This is a genomic window from Acidimicrobiia bacterium (assembly GCA_040902765.1).
Lineage (GTDB): Bacteria > Actinomycetota > Acidimicrobiia > Spongiisociales > UBA11373 > DATKBG01.
The window spans coordinates 78,458-94,774 of the sequence record JBBDWO010000020.1 but is presented as its reverse complement, the minus strand read 5'-3'; the positions used below and the strand labels follow the sequence as shown (position 1 = coordinate 94,774).

14 protein-coding genes are annotated in these 16,317 nt (G+C 65.7%); 6 read left to right on the top strand and 8 right to left on the bottom strand.

Annotated elements, in window-relative coordinates; translation table 11 throughout:
- Positions 1 to 159: 159 nt before the first annotated feature.
- The 4 genes from WEA29_06140 to WEA29_06125 all read right to left on the bottom strand — a co-directional run bounded on the left by WEA29_06140 (position 160) and on the right by WEA29_06125 (position 4,877).
- Complete coding sequence (locus tag WEA29_06140; protein ID MEX2323335.1) at positions 160 to 1,500, bottom strand: dipeptidase; 1,341 nt, start codon at positions 1,498 to 1,500, stop codon at positions 160 to 162.
- A 29-nt stretch (positions 1,501 to 1,529) separates the two neighbouring features.
- Complete coding sequence (locus WEA29_06135; GenBank protein ID MEX2323334.1) at positions 1,530 to 2,405, bottom strand: DUF1028 domain-containing protein; 876 nt, start codon at positions 2,403 to 2,405, stop codon at positions 1,530 to 1,532.
- 712 nt (positions 2,406 to 3,117) lie between these two features.
- Entirely contained in the window at positions 3,118 to 4,287 is a 1,170-nt protein-coding gene (locus WEA29_06130) for an FAD/NAD(P)-binding oxidoreductase (protein ID MEX2323333.1), read from the bottom strand.
- Between the two features lie 206 nt (positions 4,288 to 4,493).
- A complete protein-coding gene (locus tag WEA29_06125) occupies positions 4,494 to 4,877 on the bottom strand; it encodes a PaaI family thioesterase (GenBank protein MEX2323332.1) in 384 nt (127 codons plus the stop codon).
- A gap of 835 nt (positions 4,878 to 5,712) precedes the next feature.
- Between WEA29_06125 and WEA29_06120 the strand changes: the two genes are divergently transcribed.
- Positions 5,713 to 6,042 (top strand): hypothetical protein, encoded by a 330-nt coding sequence (locus WEA29_06120; protein MEX2323331.1) that lies wholly within the window; start codon positions 5,713 to 5,715, stop codon positions 6,040 to 6,042.
- A gap of 112 nt (positions 6,043 to 6,154) precedes the next feature.
- Here the strand turns inward: WEA29_06120 and WEA29_06115 are convergent, their stop codons facing one another.
- Entirely contained in the window at positions 6,155 to 6,793 is a 639-nt protein-coding gene (locus tag WEA29_06115) for a hypothetical protein (protein ID MEX2323330.1), read from the bottom strand.
- Between the two features lie 317 nt (positions 6,794 to 7,110).
- On the opposite strand from WEA29_06115, the gene WEA29_06110 reads away from it, so the two are divergent.
- On the top strand, positions 7,111 to 7,830 hold the full coding sequence (locus WEA29_06110) for a hypothetical protein (protein MEX2323329.1): 720 nt from the start codon (positions 7,111 to 7,113) through the stop codon (positions 7,828 to 7,830).
- Positions 7,821 to 7,994: a hypothetical protein gene (locus WEA29_06105; protein MEX2323328.1), complete on the top strand. Its 174-nt coding sequence runs from the start codon at positions 7,821 to 7,823 to the stop codon at positions 7,992 to 7,994. The genes WEA29_06110 and WEA29_06105 overlap by 10 nt, the downstream gene beginning before the upstream one ends.
- On the opposite strand, the gene WEA29_06100 is transcribed toward WEA29_06105, so the two are convergent.
- On the bottom strand, positions 7,991 to 9,382 hold the full coding sequence (locus WEA29_06100; protein ID MEX2323327.1) for a recombinase family protein: 1,392 nt from the start codon (positions 9,380 to 9,382) through the stop codon (positions 7,991 to 7,993). The two genes, WEA29_06105 and WEA29_06100, sit on opposite strands and share 4 nt — an antisense overlap.
- A 122-nt stretch (positions 9,383 to 9,504) precedes the next feature.
- On the opposite strand from WEA29_06100, the gene WEA29_06095 reads away from it, so the two are divergent.
- From WEA29_06095 to WEA29_06085, 3 genes are all read left to right on the top strand, one after another.
- Entirely contained in the window at positions 9,505 to 9,960 is a 456-nt protein-coding gene (locus WEA29_06095; protein ID MEX2323326.1) for a hypothetical protein, read from the top strand.
- Between the two features lie 186 nt (positions 9,961 to 10,146).
- Positions 10,147 to 10,845 carry a metal-dependent hydrolase gene (locus WEA29_06090; protein MEX2323325.1) on the top strand — a complete coding sequence of 233 codons (699 nt, stop codon included), beginning with the start codon at positions 10,147 to 10,149 and terminating at the stop codon, positions 10,843 to 10,845.
- A gap of 415 nt (positions 10,846 to 11,260) precedes the next feature.
- The gene (locus tag WEA29_06085) at positions 11,261 to 12,508 is read left to right on the top strand and encodes an FAD-dependent oxidoreductase (GenBank protein ID MEX2323324.1); all 1,248 of its coding nucleotides are present in this window, start codon (positions 11,261 to 11,263) and stop codon (positions 12,506 to 12,508) included.
- Between the two features lie 60 nt (positions 12,509 to 12,568).
- Here the strand turns inward: WEA29_06085 and WEA29_06080 are convergent, their stop codons facing one another.
- A complete protein-coding gene (locus WEA29_06080) occupies positions 12,569 to 14,509 on the bottom strand; it encodes a M3 family metallopeptidase (GenBank protein ID MEX2323323.1) in 1,941 nt (646 codons plus the stop codon).
- A gap of 141 nt (positions 14,510 to 14,650) precedes the next feature.
- Complete coding sequence (locus WEA29_06075; protein ID MEX2323322.1) at positions 14,651 to 16,288, bottom strand: PQQ-binding-like beta-propeller repeat protein; 1,638 nt, start codon at positions 16,286 to 16,288, stop codon at positions 14,651 to 14,653.
- Positions 16,289 to 16,317: the final 29 nt, after the last annotated feature.

Below are 16,317 nucleotides of genomic sequence, written 5' to 3'. Positions count from 1 at the left end.
CCCCCCCGCCAGACGCGTCGCGAGGCCCACGTAGCGTTCGCCCTCCCCCCTCCCCGCCGCTCGCTTCGCTCCCGGCGGTACTCCCCCCTTCGGGGGGGAGAAAGGACTGAGCGCTCGCGTACTAGCGCTCCAAGTACCAAGTACCAAGTACCGGGTCCCCTACGCGCTCCCCAGCGTCACCAGTGCCATCGCCTGTGCCTCGATGGCGTTACGCAGATCGGTGAGGTCCACGCTCTCGTTGGGGCCGTGGGCGGCGCTGGTCGGGTCGCCCGCACCGACCAGGATGATGGCGGTGTCCGGGTTGGCTTCGGAGAAAGCGGCGACGAAGGGGATCGATCCGCCGACGCCCATGTCGACCGGCTCGACACCCCACACCGATCGCATGGCGTCCCGGAAGGCTTCGACCCGCGGATCCCCGGGCGTCAGGGCGAACGGGGCACCGGACTCCAGGGGCGTCACCGTGACCTTGGCGCCCCACGCGGGCCGTGACGAGAGGTGGGCGATGAGCGAGTCCATGGCGCGAGCGGGCTCATCGCCGGGTGCGATTCGGACGCTGACCTTCGCCGAGGCACGCGGGATCAGCTGGTTGATCGCCTCCTTGACGGGCGGAGCGTCAATGGCGAGCACGGCGGCCGCAGGGCGACTCCACAGGCGTGTGGTCAGGCTGCCGTCACCGATGAGCTCGACCGACGGCAGGACGCCCGCCTGACCACGGAGCTCGTCTTCGGTGAGGTCGAGCGGGTCGGAGTCGAAGCCGACGAGGCCCGGGACGGCGACGTTGCCGGCATCGTCGTGGAGGGAGGCGAGGACCCGGGTGAGGATGGTGAGGGCGTCGGGCACGGCGCCGCCGAACATCCCGGAGTGGACACCCGCTTCCAGGACTGCCACCTCGACCCGCACAGAGACCAAGCCGCGCAGCGATGTAGTGATCGACGGGATGCCGACACGCCAGTTGGTCGAGTCGGCGATGACGATGACGTCGGAGGCGAGGAGCGGCCCGTACTCGTCGAGGAAGGCCGTCAGGTGCGCCGAGCCGATCTCCTCCTCACCCTCGATGAAGACCTTGAGATTGACCGGCGGACTGCCGTCGAACAGGCGGCCCATGGCGGCGTGAGTGACCACCCCGCCCTTGTCGTCGGATGAGCCCCGGCCGTAGAGCCGACCGTCGCGTTCGGCTGGCACAAACGGCTCGCCGTGCGGCCATTCGGCGTCCGGTCCCGGCGGTTGCACGTCGTGGTGGGCGTAGAGGAGCACCGTCGGGGCACCTTCGGGACCCGGCATCTCGGCGTAGACGGCGGGATGGGCCCCGTCGATCTCGAGCAGGGTGACGCCGCTGAACCCGGACCGACGCAGCAGGTCGGCAGTGGCGTCGGCGGACTCACGGACCCGGGCAGGCTCGAATCCGGGTGCGCTCACGGAAGGAATCCGGACGAGCCGGGTCAGCTCGTCGGTCACGTCGGGGAACAGATCGTTTACAGCGGCGGTGAGATCGGCAGTCATGCGGCGGGACGGTAGTCGGAGGGCCGGGGTCAGTCGGTCGAGCCGGCGAGGATGGCGATTGTCGACTCGTCGACCAGGCCGACCTCTCGGAGCCGACCGAGAAGCTCGAGCAGGTCCTCGTTCTCGGCCGCCGCCGACCGCAGGGCGGCTCGGGCTGCATCGCCTTCGCCCATGGCGGCGAGCCCGACCGCTTGCCAGAAGCGGACCTCGGGGTTCGCCCGTGGATCGGCTGCGGCGTCCGCGTAGTGCCGGGCCGCGGCGAGCTGATCACCGAGTGCCAGAGCATCGTCGCCGGCGGTCATCTCGTCGTACAGGCGGTGGAGCGCAACCAGGCGGTGTATCTCACCGATCGGATCCGGGTGATCCTCCACCCGCAGGTCCGCGTTGGGTATCGGGCCGTCGCCCGCCGTGATCAGCGCCGCCGATTGGCTCCCGCGTAGGTCACCGCCAGCCTTCTCGGCGGCCTCGAGTACCCCTAGCAACCGAGCGATGAGGGGAGCGTCGACCGCAGCAGCCTCGGCCATCGCCGGCACGACACTCTCGGTCCTCATGATGTTGGCTTGAACAGACCAGCCATCACCGACGATGTGGGCGGCGTGAGCGATGCACCCGGCGCCGGTGTGGGCCGCCACGAGGCCGGCGGCGTCGACCACGGCCACCTGTCGGACCTCGCGCTGGTCGTCGTCGGTCAGCGTGGCAGCCAGCGCCTCCTCGGCAGACACCCCGGTGGTGAGGAGGTCGAGGATGCGGGGCCCGTACAGCGGCTCGGCCAGCGACTGCGTGGCGACGACCCCGACCCCGGCCCGCAACCAGGGAACGATGCGCCCCACGTTGAACCAGTGGGACTGCACAGCGACGCCGAACTCGCCGGTGACGGGATCGCGGATGACGACGGAGTAGGTCATGGAAGGAAGGTAGCGAGCAGCGAGTAGCGAGTAGCGAGTAGCGAGGGGCGAGGGCCTTTCGCGGTCCCTCCCCCCGAAGGGGGAGTACCGCCGGGAGCGGAGCGAGCGGCGGAGAGGGGGGAGGGTGGATCCTACGTGGGCCTCGCGACGCGTCAGCCCTTCCCCCCCGTCATCGGCCTGGCGGCCGACAACACCTTCCCCTTCGGGGGAGAGGACCCTGGCTGAAGGGGCGGCGACGTAAGCAGTGCTTCGGGACCCCTGTCAGGACTTCGCCAGGGTTTCATTCGTGGTCAATCTCCGATAGCGACCGGCGAGGTGCTATCGGGCGACTCTGAGCGCCTCGCGAAGCTGCTCTTCAGACGGCGAACCAGCGAATCCAGTCTCTGTCCGGTAGACGCGGCAACTCAATCCAACCGGAGCATGAACGTTGGCGAACGGATCGACACCGTTGATAATCACTGTCGGGGACCCAACGAACGCAAGACGCTCTGCCATTTCAGGGGTGTTGACAAGCGTGCGACGAAACTCTGCGTCGACTCCGAGTTCTCCTACGAGCCTCCTCACCAAGGTGTCGGTCATTCGCCAAGTTGGGCAATCGTCGAAGTACCGAAGCTCGATGTCCAAGAGGCCTCCCCTGTCCGCAATGGAACGATCGCGGTGACGAGACCATTCCAGTCGTCCAGGCCGAGCACGCACGGCTCGTGCCCGGGGCTCAGATCCGTCGCCGCAGCCAATTCTGTTCGAAGAGGACCTTGGCAGCGTGCCAACGACGGGATGGTCGACGGAGGGTGATCTGTGGGACCGGTTCGGCGTAGAAATTGCCACTCCCGAATCCGGCCTTCCCGCCTCCGGTCTCGATGAAGCAGTCACCGTGCCCGTCGAACCGCGCCGGTTGACCCTTCCCGGTGACGGCCCGAGCGACGTTACGGGCGACCACCCCGGCCTCACGCTCGGCGAAGACTCCTGCCTTGGGGAGAGGTTTCCCCAGCTTGAGCGGGATCCCCGCCACGTCGCCGATGGCGTACACGTTCGGGAATCGGGTGCGAAGCGTGCCGGGATCAACAGGCACCCAACCCGAATCGTCGGTGAGACCTGCCTCCCGAACGACCCGAGGTGCCCGATGCGGTGGCACGTAGGCGAGGAGGTCAAAGTGGGTGGTCATTCCGTTGGAAAAGACAATCCGCTTCGCCGGTCCATCGACCCGGGTCACCTGATGCTCGGGGTGGTACGCGACACCGCCGTCTTCCACCATCCGGCGCACCTGCCCCGACACTTCGGGACCGGTGACACCCATTGGGCCGGACTCGGCGGCATAAAGGTCGACCCGGGTGGCCGCCGCGATCCCCCGGGTGCGGCACGAGTCGAGGATGAGCATCGCGGCTTCATAGGGGGCTGCCGGACACTTGTATGCCGGAGTCGCCGTGAGCACGACGATGTTCCCCCCCTCGAAAGCAGCCAGGGCGTCACGGAAAGTTTCGGCTCCGGCGAGGGTGTAGAAGTTGTGGCCGGCTTCGGCGAGGCCCGGGATCGTCTCGGGCGCCAACTCGGCTCCGAGCGACACGATGAGGTGATCAGCCTCGAGGTCCCGGGACAAGCCATGCTCGACCACTCGCACCAGGCGAGCCTCCGGGTCGATCTGTTCGATGTCGCCCCGCACCACCTCGATGCCCCTCCTGCTGAGCCGGTCGAGGGGACGCGTGATCTGACGGGCAGTTCGCTTTCCAATCATGAGCCAGAGCAAAGACGGCGCAAAAAGATGATCGAGTTCTCGATCGACAACGACCACGCGATGCTCGGCGGGAAGTTTCCTGCGCAATGTCGTAGCAGCCACCACCCCACCGACCCCGCCACCCAGTACGAGTGCCGAGGCCCGATCGGACATCATCGGTTTGCGGACTTGGTGCTGGGAGTCGACGAGGTATCGATCGGTCTCACCATGGAGAGCCGATGTTACCAACCCGCCAGACACGGATCCTGTCCCTCGGGACCGCTGTCGAGACTTCGCCACTGCAGCCATCGCCTTCACGCTCGGATTGAGTACGTGGGGGCGTCGTTTGGCGGTGGGGAGTACCGAACCTCAGCATCGGATCAGCCTGAGATGACAGCGAAGGTGCCGGTCCCGGTCGCCACCAGCGTCCCAGCCTCATCATGAACTCGTGATTCGACATGAACCACTCTGCGCCCCCGACGGACCACGGTGGAGTGGGCTTCCACCACTCCCGAAGTCGCCGGGCTCAGGAATCTGAGGTGGAGCTCGATCGAGGCGCATCGATCCCCGTCGAGCACCGTCACAGCGGCAAGTCCCATACCCGTGTCGATCATCGTGAAGAGCACCCCTCCGTGGACAACGCCATTGGGATTCAGATGGGTCTCGCCGATGCGTAGCCGGGTGACAGCGTGCCCCGGTTCGATGACCTCCATGTCCATGCCGAGGAAACGACGGAGGGGAAAGTCGACGTGGTCTAGTCCCATTAGTGACGACGCTACACGGGGGAACTCCAGTAGCCCCGAACACACCTGCGCAACCTCAGGCACCCGCGGACACTAACGAGCGACACCACTGGCGAAGTCTCGGCAGAAGGAGCCCTTCGGCGCCCCTGTCAAGCGTTCGCCGTTCACTTCAGGGTCGGATCGACACTCGCTCGGCGGCGCCCGATGTGGCCTTCCAATGGCGCCTGTCGCCTGGTCGGTAACGCCCGAGTGGGAAAGGACGCGAGCTCAGCACCGAGGTAGCGGCCGCAACCTGCGCATGGCTCGCCGAACGCGGGGTTGAGAAGTTCACGGCCAGCACTCATCCGAACAACGAGGCATCGGCGTGGGTCGCCTCCACGGTCGGCCTGCGATCAACCGGGACCTTCGGCAACGAGGGCGAGGCCATCTGGTCGTCCACATCGAAGCGACACTGGACCGAGGCCCCCGGCTACGACCAGCGGAGAGGTCACCGATCGCTCCATTCGCCCCCGAGTGACACTCCCGCACGCTGGGGTAAGAACTCTCAAGGTCACCCCAGGCGGTGAACACTCGGGGCTACGTGGTTGCGAGACGACGAGTCCCGCCCGCTGCGTCAACTCAACAGGGGACTGTGACTGATCGCTGTGTAGAGTCGGTCGACGGAGAGCCGTTTAGAGGGAAGGCTATGCGGAGACTGGAGTCTTGTAGTTCGGGGAGGTCCGCTCACATCGCAGCGGTTGCCTCTGCGCTCCTATTGCTCGCCGCCTGCGCTGGTTCGGACTCGTCGCCTAGCGCTTCGGCTACACAATCGTCAACCCAGCTCACGACGAGCACGACCCTCACGAGTACGACGGCGATGCCCTCGACTACGACCGATGATCCGTCGGAGGTCGTCGCCCAGGCGGCCGCCTACTTGCGATACATCGGACAGGCTCTGGAACAGAACGACTACAGCGCCGCTTTTCTCGACGACTTTGAGCTTCAGGGAGAGTTTGCGTTGGCCGGGCTAGCGATCTGCGATTCGTTCAGTGCAGGCCTCATGGTTGACCTTGTTGCACCAAGGTTGACCGGTGACCGCCAACTTGACTCGCTCTTGTACTTTGCGATGGTTGCGTCCGCCGTCACGAACTTCTGCCCAGAACATGAGGACTGGCTCGGCGAGTTCATATTGGGGTACAGCCCCTGATCGCCGAACGCTGCAGGGATGGGTTCGTATCACTTGCTGCCACGAGCGTGGCTCAGCGTCCGTACCCAAGCGACGACTTTCAAGCGACTGCACTGACATGACGATGGATAGGTCAGTCTCTGTATGAACGATCCTCGACGGCTCTGAGCACCACCGCTCGGAAGTGGGCACGGAGTTCGGGGTCTTGGTTCAGTGCGTTGCGGTAGGCGTCGAACTCATCCGCAATGATCTGGAGCAACCAATGCGGATCGACACCTGTGTCCCCGCTCTTGATGTCATCAGCCATCGAGAAGCCGCCGACGCCCTCACCGTCGAATTCGATACTCATATCCCTTAGGGCGAGATCGTGGACCAGTGCGTTGCGGGTGACCTCTGTGAATCGCTGAGCGAAAGCCTCTCGCTCTTCGGGTCGCATCGTCCGGGACATCTGACCGTCGAGCACCCGCCTTGCTCCCTTGCGGATAAACGCAGCGACCGAGCCTTTCGAGGAACTACCGGAGCGAAGCTGCTCGTAGACCTCCATCAGCGAATAGCAGACAGTCAGAACAATCAGTGAGCCCTCATTGGACCCAGCAAGACGCTTTAACGGCGCAATCCAGTGGTCATCCAGATAATCAAAATACGAGTCGAGGAGTTGGTCATCGGGAAGATCTGACAGCGGCCCAGTTGCCCGAGGAAAGACGAGGTCCCGAGAGAAAGAGACAAACACGGGTACCAGTCTGGCTTCGGTGTCGCTGCCTTCGGACTCCATCACACGCCCACGCTAGCGAGGCTCCCCGGAACAAGCTGAGCTGCCTGTTCACGGGCAAGGGTCTCTTCTTGACTTGAATATGCAACGAAACTCGTCACGGCGTTGTCGTGGGTTTGGTGCCCCGGTTCGCCCCTCGGGTGACCGCGTTCGGAGGTTAGGGAGGAACGGAGGCGGGGGCCGAGGCTTCTTGAATGACAACTGTGTGTGTTTAGGTTTGGGTGGGGGCTATGCTTCGCGGGCCGGTATGTGATGTCCGCGGCAAAGACCGCCAATGTTGAGACCGCCGGTTTCCCAGGTGTCTTCGTGGGGGCGGTCTTATGGCAGCCGGTTGGTTCCTATCTCTGTATCCCGATGCTGGTGAGGCTGGCGGGTCGTTCCGCGGGCTGAACAGACGCCGCCCCGGGTCCGGTGGCGGGTGGGCCACGGAGCCGGATGAGGGTCGGGCGGTGGAGGAAGCGGCTCGTCGGGCGCGGGGGAAGGTCCGCCGCTATTGCGCGGCGAATGGTCTGAATCGGTTTGGGACGCTGACCTATGCGGGTGAGGGTGAGCATGACCCCCGGGCGGTGCGGGCCGATATCTCCCGGTTCTTTCGTTCGCTCCGTCGTGGTCTCGATGAGGCGTTTCCGTATCTGTGGGTGCCTGAGTTGCACAAGTCGGGGCATGGCTGGCATGTGCATTTCGCGGTAGGACGGTTCGTTGCCCGCGGTCTGATCGAGGCGGCGTGGGGCCTCGGGTTCGTCCATATCAAGCTGATCGGTGATTTGCCGGTGGGTTCTGGGGTGCGTCAGGAGGCTCGGGTTGCTGCTCGGTATGCGTCGAAGTATCTGAGCAAGGACATCGGCGGCACTGGCGGGCTGAACCGCTACGACTGCGCCCAGGGCTTCCAACCGGCCTCGGAACTGATCTTTGCAGCCACTTTGGAGGGGGCGGTGGAGGCGGCGTCGGATCGGATGGGCGCTTTGCCTGAGGTGGTGTTCCGTCCCGATCAGGTTGAGGGCTTCAAGGGGCCACCTGCGGTGTGGTTGTCATGGCGCTGAGACGCTTCGATCTCGAGGTGGTGCGCCGCTGGGTGGAGGAGTCGTGTGCTGCTCAGGGCGTGGTGGTCAAGGTCGCTCGACCTGAGGCGGTGGAGAGGGCGGCGGCACTCCTGCGGGAGGGCCGCCGTCCCCACCGGCCGGGTGAGGGGGGACCAGACGCTTAGAGCCGCCAGACCGGATCGAACCGCTGCGGATCGAAACCTCGGCCAGGAACTGCCGTGTTGACGATCACATGGTCGACCAGCACCTTGACGATGGCCTGTTGGCGCGACAACGGCAGATCAGACCAAGCGGAGCGCAGTAGGTCGGTGTTGTCGGCGTAGTCGTCAATCGCTGTGGTCGGTGAGATCCTTGCCAGCCGGCGGCGTCCCTGGTCAATGCGTTGTTGTACCGGTTCACGGGCACTCATCCACTCGGATCGGCTGATGGTCTTGTTGGCGTAGTCGGCGGCGAGCTCGTCGAGCATCACCTGGTCCGAAGCCACTTGATCGTGGAGTTCGGCCAACTCGGACTGCTGTGCTCGGGTGTCTTTGAGCGCTGCCGCCAACTCGGGCGAGTCGAGGCGATACAGCACGGCTTCGACGATGAACTGCTCCAACGGTTCGGCGGTCGCTGACATCCGCCCACATCCGCCTAGACCGGGGTCACCAGGGCACACATAGCGCCGTCCCCGGGTGTTGGGGCGGGCCTTCATCGCCGTCCCGCACCGCCCGCAGCGCAGCAAGCCACCGGTGAGCAGGTAGCGCCGTGGGGGTCGTCCCGTAGAGCGGTTCCGGGCGGCGAGTTTGCGGTGCAGCCGGTCGGAGTCTTGAGGGCTGATGATCCCGTCCCACACGGCGTCGTAGAACTCCCCGCCTCGTTCCCGCCGCCCCGATATGCGTGGCGACATCAGCACCTTTTTGATCCCGCCAGCCTTCCACTCGTTGCCCAACGAAGTCCGCACGCCACGGGTGTTGAGGTCACCGGCGATCGACCGCAGCGAGTCACCTGCGAGTACCCGTTTGGCCATCTCCCGGATCACCGCCGCCTCTGACGGGACCACCGTGATCCGATCCGACTCATACCCAAACGGGCGGGTTCCACCGCCAGCCACTTTGCCTGCTGCGGCCAACTCGGCGTGCTTGCGGCGTACCTTCATGCTGGTGTCGTCGGAATCTTTGCGAGCAATGGCACCCACGATACGAGCCACACTCCTCCCCGCTGAGGTCGAAAGGTCGAAGTCACCCGCCGTCACGGTTTCGATCTGGACACCAGCGGTGTTCTCCACCAGGTCGATGAGTTCTTCCAACTCCTTGGGATGACGGTGGAGCCGGTCGGGATGCCACACCAGTATCCCGCTGATCGTGCCGTTCTTGATGTCGTCGAGCATCCGGAGGTACTCGGGGCGCTGCTTGCCCGACCACGCCGACACATCGTTGTCCACATAATGATCCGTCACCGACCAACCCAAACGGGCGGCGAGGGCTTCGCAGTCCTCGATCTGACGACCCACCCCGAGGCCTTTGCCCTCGTGATCCGACGAGATACGGGCGTAGATACCGGCAACCACCATGAGAGGGGTGACCTTAGCAGTCCCTACCCTGGCCGAGGGCGCGATCGCCCGACCCGACCGTAGACTCGGCGCGTCGGAGAAGCGCTCCGTGCTCGTTCGCCCGACGCATGGGAGGATCGGCGATGGCCAGAAGGGTGACCGCCATCGTGGTCGGAGCGGCTTCCGTCGTGGCGGTAGTGGTCGTCCTGCAGCGGCGGTTTCCATACCCGGCTCACGACTCCGGGCCGACGAGCGTTGCTCTCATGACGGCTCTCGGGGCACTCATCGCGCTGGGAGTGATCGCCGTCTGTCGCTGGCTCGGCCGACGGACCGATGTCGTGCGGGTGTTCCTGGCGTGTCTGGCCGGGCTCATCGCGCTCCTCGCCATCATTCCCTACGGCTGCGACGATATTGGTGGCGTGCCCGATTGGGAGCGTTGCTGGTCGTTTCTCGGCAATCCGACGCTGGAGTGGCACGGCGGTTCGTGGACGCCGTGGAAGATCCTCTATCCGATACTCGCTCCATTGCTTCTGAGCACGGCGGTCGGAGTGCTCGGGTGGCGCGTGGTGGGGCCGCGACCCGCTGATGGGCGGACGTAAATGGGCTCGGGGCTTTCGACCCTCGCTCGACAGCCAGCCCTCTGCTGACATTCCTCCACCCTGGCTGAGGGGCCACCCTGGTACTCGGACTTTCTCCGGACCGTCCAACTACCAAGTACCAAATACCAAGTACCGGGCCCCGACCGTGCCCAGAGTTCAGAGAGCTCCCTCTGCTACGTTCTGACCATGCTTCGCGACGCGTCGATCACCTGGCTGGGACACGCCGCCACTCGGATCGACCTCGCCGACGGAACCGTGCTGCTCATCGATCCCTGGATGCGGGACAACCCGTCCTGCCCGGTCGATCCGTCAGACCTGGATCGGGTGGATGTCGTCCTGGTGACCCACGGGCACTTCGATCACCTCGGCGACACCGTCGAGATCGCTGCTGCTCATGCCTCGCAGGTGATCGCCATTCATGAGATCTCCGTGTACCTGGAGGGCAACGGCCTGGGCAATGTCGTCGGGATGAACATCGGCGGTTCCGTGGAGACTTCCGGTGGGGTCAGGGTGACCATGGTGCCCGCGGTCCACTCGTCGGGGATCAGCACCGATGCCGGGATCGTCGACGGGGGATCGGCAGCCGGGTTCGTCCTCGGACTGCCCGGCGGGTCGGTGGTCTATCACGCCGGTGACACCGACCTGTTCGGCGACATGACGCTCATCGGAGAACGCCATGACATCGATCTCGCCCTGCTCCCCATCGGCGGGCACTACACGATGGGTCCGGCCGACGCCGCAGCGGCAGCGCAGCGGCTGAAGCCCGGGGCCGTGCTGCCCATCCACTGGGGCACCTTCCCGATCCTCGCCGGCACCCCCGACGAACTCCGCAAGCACCTCACGGGGATCACCGTGGTCGACGCCGAGATCGGAACGCCGGACTGAGCCTCTCTCCCCCCGAAGGGGGGAGTACCGGCGGGAGCGGAGCGAGCGGCGGGGAGGGGGGAGGGTGAACCCTACGCACGCCTCGCGACGCGTCAGCCCTCCCCCTCCGTCATCGGCCTGCGGCCGATGTCACCTCCCCCTTCAGGGGAGGGGACCGCAAGAAGGGGGCTCCTCACTGCCCCCGGTTCTCCCCTGAAGGCGACCATTCACCCCTCTCTCCGCGGTTCCTCCCCCCGAAGGGGGGAGTACCGGCGGGAGCGGAGCGAGCGGCGGGGAGGGGGGAGGGTGAACCCTACGCAGGCCTCGCGACGCGTCAGCCCTCCCCCTCCGTCTCGGCCCTAGCGGGCCGATCCACCTCCCCCTGCGGGGGAGGAGAGTGTGGAGGCCCGACTCCCCACTCGCTACTTTGTACCCCATGCGCGACACCGCCGACATCGTCATCGTGGGCGCGGGGATCATGGGGCTGTCCATCGCCCATCAGATAGCCCGCCGCACTTCGACCCGGATCACCATCGTCGAGAAGGCTCCAAACGTGGGGGAGGGGGCCACCGGTGCTTCCTCGGCGATCCTCCGTCAGCGGTACACCCATCCCGAGGCGATGACGGTGGCTCGCGACGGGCTCAAGGCTCATCGCAACTGGGCGGCATACACCGGCATCGACGAACCGAAGGCCCGGTTCCATCACACGGGTGTTCTGTGGATGATGGGGGAGGACGCCGCCACGCTGCGGGCCGAGCACGACACGATGACCGGGCTCGACATCGCCGTGACCATCATGAGCCCGGACGATGTCCGCCGCGAATTCCCCGCCCTGAGCACGTGCAACCGTCCGTTCGATCTCACCTTCGAGGTGGACCACGAGTGCGCCGACCACGAGCCCGGCTTCCTGTTCGAGACCGAGAGCGGGTTCTTCGATCCGGTGAGTGCTGCCCAGGACCTGCTGATGGCGGTCCGTAGCAACGGGGTGGACGTCCGGTTCAACACTGCCGTCGTCGGGGTGCGCACCGCCGGGGGTCGGGTGGAGGGGGTGGAACTGGCCGATGGGTCGGGGATCGATGCGCCGATCCTGGTCAACGCCGCCGGGCCGTGGGCACCGCGGCTAGCCGCCATGGCTGATGTCGATTACGGCTGGTCGATCGCCCCCATCCGTGCCCAGGTGCTCTACCGGGAGTGGCCCCGGGACGAGGTGCCCGGACCCATCCCGATCGTCGGGGATTCGTCGGGCGGCATCTACTTCCGCCCGGAGGCGAGCGGGGAGCAGTTCCTCGTCGGGTCGATCCTCGGGGAGGACGAGCAGGAGATCGTCGAGGATCCCGACCGCTTCAACAACAACCTCGATGCCGCCTTCCGGGACGTCAAGATCCACGCATTGCACCACCGGATCCCGTCGTTGCCCTACCGGGGCCAGATCACGGGCCTGGCCGGCATGTACGACATGAACTTCGACGACGTCCATCCGGTGATCGGACCCACACCGCTCGACGGGTTCATCGCCGTCAATGGATTCTCCGGCCACGGCTTCAAGGAGTCCCCGGCGATCGGCTCGATGCTCGCCCGATTCCTCACCGACGCCGAGTCGGACGAGTGGGACACCGACGCCCCGATGGAGTTCTTCTCGATCGACCGCGACCCCATTGACGTCGAAAAGGGCGTGCTGGCCTAGACGCTCAACGCTCAACGCCACAGTCTTGCGTTCAGCGTTGAGCGTCAAACGTGCTGCGTGCTACGTACTGCTCGAAATCCCGATGAGCCGCAAGAACGCCTCTTGATTCGGCTCTCGGCCGAGGAAGTCGCGCAGCATGTCCATGGGGTCCTTGGAGCCACCCGGGCCCAGGACGAAGTTCCGGTAGTCGCGTCCCACCTTCGGGCTCAGAACCCCTTCGGCTTCGAACCGGCTGAACATGTCGTCACCGAAGACCTTGGACCACAGGTAGCCGTAGTACCCGGCGTCATAGCCGAACAGGTGGCCGAAGCCGGCCGGGTAGAAGGTGCCCTCGTGGTACGGGAAGCCGCTGAGCTCGCTGGTCTCGCGGGTGATCGCCCACAGGTCCTTCTCGGGTCCGGGCCCGTGGAAGTCGAGGTCGAGTCTGCCGAAACTGACCTGACGCAGCATGGCCAGGGCGATGTGGAGATCGCGTGCCTCGACCAGGCGGTCGACGAGGTCGTCGGGGATCGGCTCACCGGTCTCGTGGTGGCGAGCGAACCGGCGCAGCACATCCGCGTTCCAGCACCAGTGCTCCATGATCTGCGACGGAGCCTCGACGAAGTCCCACTCGGTGTCGTACCCGCTGAAGCGCACCAGCTCGGTGTGGCCGAGGCTGTTGTGGAGGACGTGGCCGAACTCGTGGAACAGCGTCACCACCTCGTCATGACGCAGGAGTGACGGTGCCCGGACTCCGGGCTTGGTGAAGTTCGCTGCGATCGCGGTGCTGGGAAGGACGTAGCCGTCGGGACTCTTATGAGCCGGGACGATGGGAAAGGCGGCGGCGTGGCCGTACTTGCCCTCTCGGGGGAACAGGTCCACGTAGAAGGTGCCCAGCTGGTCTCCGGTCTCGCTGTCGAACATGTGATACGCCATGACGTCCGGGTGCCACACCGGGATGTCCGCCCGCTCGTAGGTGAGTCCGAACACGTCGCTGGTGATGGCGAACATGCCGTCCAGGACGGGTTCCAGCGGGAAGTAGGCGGCGACCGCAGACGGATCGACGCCGAATCGCTCGCGGCGGACAGACGTGTGGAGGTAGCGATGGTCCCATTGCTGGACGTCGTCACCTAGGGCCGCCCTGAGGTCGTCGAGCTCGGCACGGGCCTTTTCGGTGAGCCCGGGCACGATGGCCTCGTACATCTCCTCGACCGCCTCGGGCGTCCTCGCCATTTTTTCTTCCATCGCATAGTGAGCCCAGGAGGGCATGGAGAAGATCTCGGCAATCCGGGCGCGGATCCGCACCGCCTCCTCGAGGATCGGCAGGTTGGCGTCGACCGCCTTGTTGAAGAACTTGTACTGGAGCTGGCGCCGCAGGTCCCGGTCGGTGGCCTGGTCCATGAATCCGAAGTACTCCGGATAGTCGAGTGACACCAGATAGGTGTTGGCGGCTGTGCCCGGCCGAAGCCGTTCGACGTAGTCGTCGTTGAGTCCGTCGAGCTGCTCGCGGGTGAGGTCGAGGCCGTCCTCGTACTCGTCGAGGTTCTTGTTGAAGGCGACGTCGAGTTCGACGAGACGAGTCCGGTGCCGTTGCACCTCGGCTCGCTCCTCCTCGGTGAGGGCGTGTCCGGCACGCCGGAAGTCGCGCCGGGTGAACTCGAGCATGCGGGCCCGCTCGCCGGTGAAATTCGCCGCCTCCTCGGTGGCGGCGTAGGCCTCGACCGCCTCGTACAGGTCGCGTCGGAACGGAAGGTCGGAGAGCCACTTGGAGAGCCGTTCTTCGGCGGCGCTCGCTGCGTCGCGGACCGCCTTGTCCGGGTGGACGCGTGCCATGAAGGGGCCGGTTCCGTAGGCGCGCGCCGCCACCCCGGCGAGCCTGTCGAGTGGCGCCAGCGTCGACGCCCAGTCTCGGGGACCCTGGTGGCCGGTGATCTCGGTGATGAGCCGCTCACCCGCGGCGATGGCGTTCTCGACGTCGTCGCTGACCGTCTGCGGAGTGACCGCGGTGTAGTCGTAGTACATAGCGACCGGGGAGGTTACCGGAGAGCTGTTGGCTTTTGGCCGTTAGCTATTAGCCAGAGAGTCAGAGCGGCTGCACAAGCTGTCGGTTCGGTCCGGCCAATTGCTAATTGCCAATAGCCAATTGCTAGCGAGCTTGCTCGCTCACGCCGGTTTGTTCTTGATGGCGTAGAGGTATCCATCCCGACTGAACACGTAGATCCCGCCCTTCCACACGGCGGGGGTGGCCTCGATCGTGGCGTCCCCGACTTTGAAGGTCCAGATCAGTCGGGGTTCTTGCGGGTCGGCGAGGCTCCACACCCGCATGAAGCTGTCGTAGCCGGTGGTGACCAAACGATCGTCCACCACCACCGGTGACGACCAGCTCCCGGGGGCCAGGGCATGGGCCCAGAGCTCCTCACCGGTTTCCTGGTCGACCACGACGAGGAAGCCGCGATGGGTGACGACGTAGAGCACGCCATCGCCGAGGGCGGGCGTCGAGAACATCCCCCCCTGAGCAGGTGGTGTGGTGATCGAGTACATCCCCCAGACGTATGGGTCACCCGAGGTGTACGGGTCGAGCTTGATCAGCTGACCGAGGTCTTCGCCGCGCTGGAGGAACCGTTTCCACTCGACCGGCACGTAGAGCATGCCTTCGTCGTCGATGACGATCGAGCCGTCGACGTCGTCGCCCACCCAGTAGTCGAAGACGATCGGCGCCTCGCCACTCTCGAGGTTGGTGATGTCGAGCCCCATGACCCGTCCACCCGAATTGCCGAAGTACACGCGCCCCTCGAAGAAGGCCGGCGTGCTCTCGATGCTCGTGGATGGGCAGCGGGCGGGGATCGTGCATCCATTCTGGATGTCGGCGATGAGTTCGTCGTTCCACGACGGCACCGCGGTGACCAGTTGTGGGTCGACCTGGACGAGACCGACGGCGTCGTACGTGCGGTTGAGCTTCCAGATGTAGAAGACCGAGTTCTCACCACTGGCGAACAGGTAGTCGTTGAGCACGCGCGGGGCGGCATCCCAGTCGTCGTTCCACAAACCGAAGCACGAGGTCCCGTGCTCGTCGCGGGTGTCGACGGTGCACAGCGGCTTCGGGGTCTCGAAGGACCACAGTTCGACCGGGTCCTCGCGGTCGAGGGCGACGATCCGCAGCTTGTTGTCGCGGCTGCCGAAGAACACGAGCGGGAAGCCGTCGGGGTCGAGGCTCGGGCTCCCCTTGACGATGTCGCCGGTGAGGATCGGGGATCGGCTTCGGGTGCCGGTGGTGGCGTCGATGAAGTGGAACCGGTGGTCGTAGGCGCCGACCATGATCTCGGTGACTCCGTCGGGGCGTTCCCACACGACGGGCTGTCCGGTCCAGCCGTTGCCGCACCAGGTCGCGGTCACTCCGAGGTCCGTCGATTGGCCGCACAGCGGAGCGTCGGGGAAGCGCCAGGCGATCTCCGGAGTGGCCGGCACCGGCCCCTGTCCGTAGTGGGTGTTGGTCGGGTTGCCCCGGAAGGTGATCAACCCCTCGACGGCGGTGCCCCAGGGCTGTCCGACGGTTCGGCGATCCACCCAAGGGTGGAAAGGGTCCGGACCCACGGCCTCGGTCGTCGTGGTGGAGTCGAGCGGTGCGGTCGTGTCGACCGTGCTGGTTGTCGTCACGGTGCCGTTGGCGAGCGGGTCGGAGGTCGATGTCGTATCGGACGATGGGCTCGCCCCGAACAGCACGAACAGCGTGGTCGAGGTGACCGCGAGGATCAGTCCGAGGGCGACGCCGACCTGGACCGGGCCGCGGGGTAGGGGAGCCATCGGGCCTGGAGTGTATGGCGTCGCAGCCG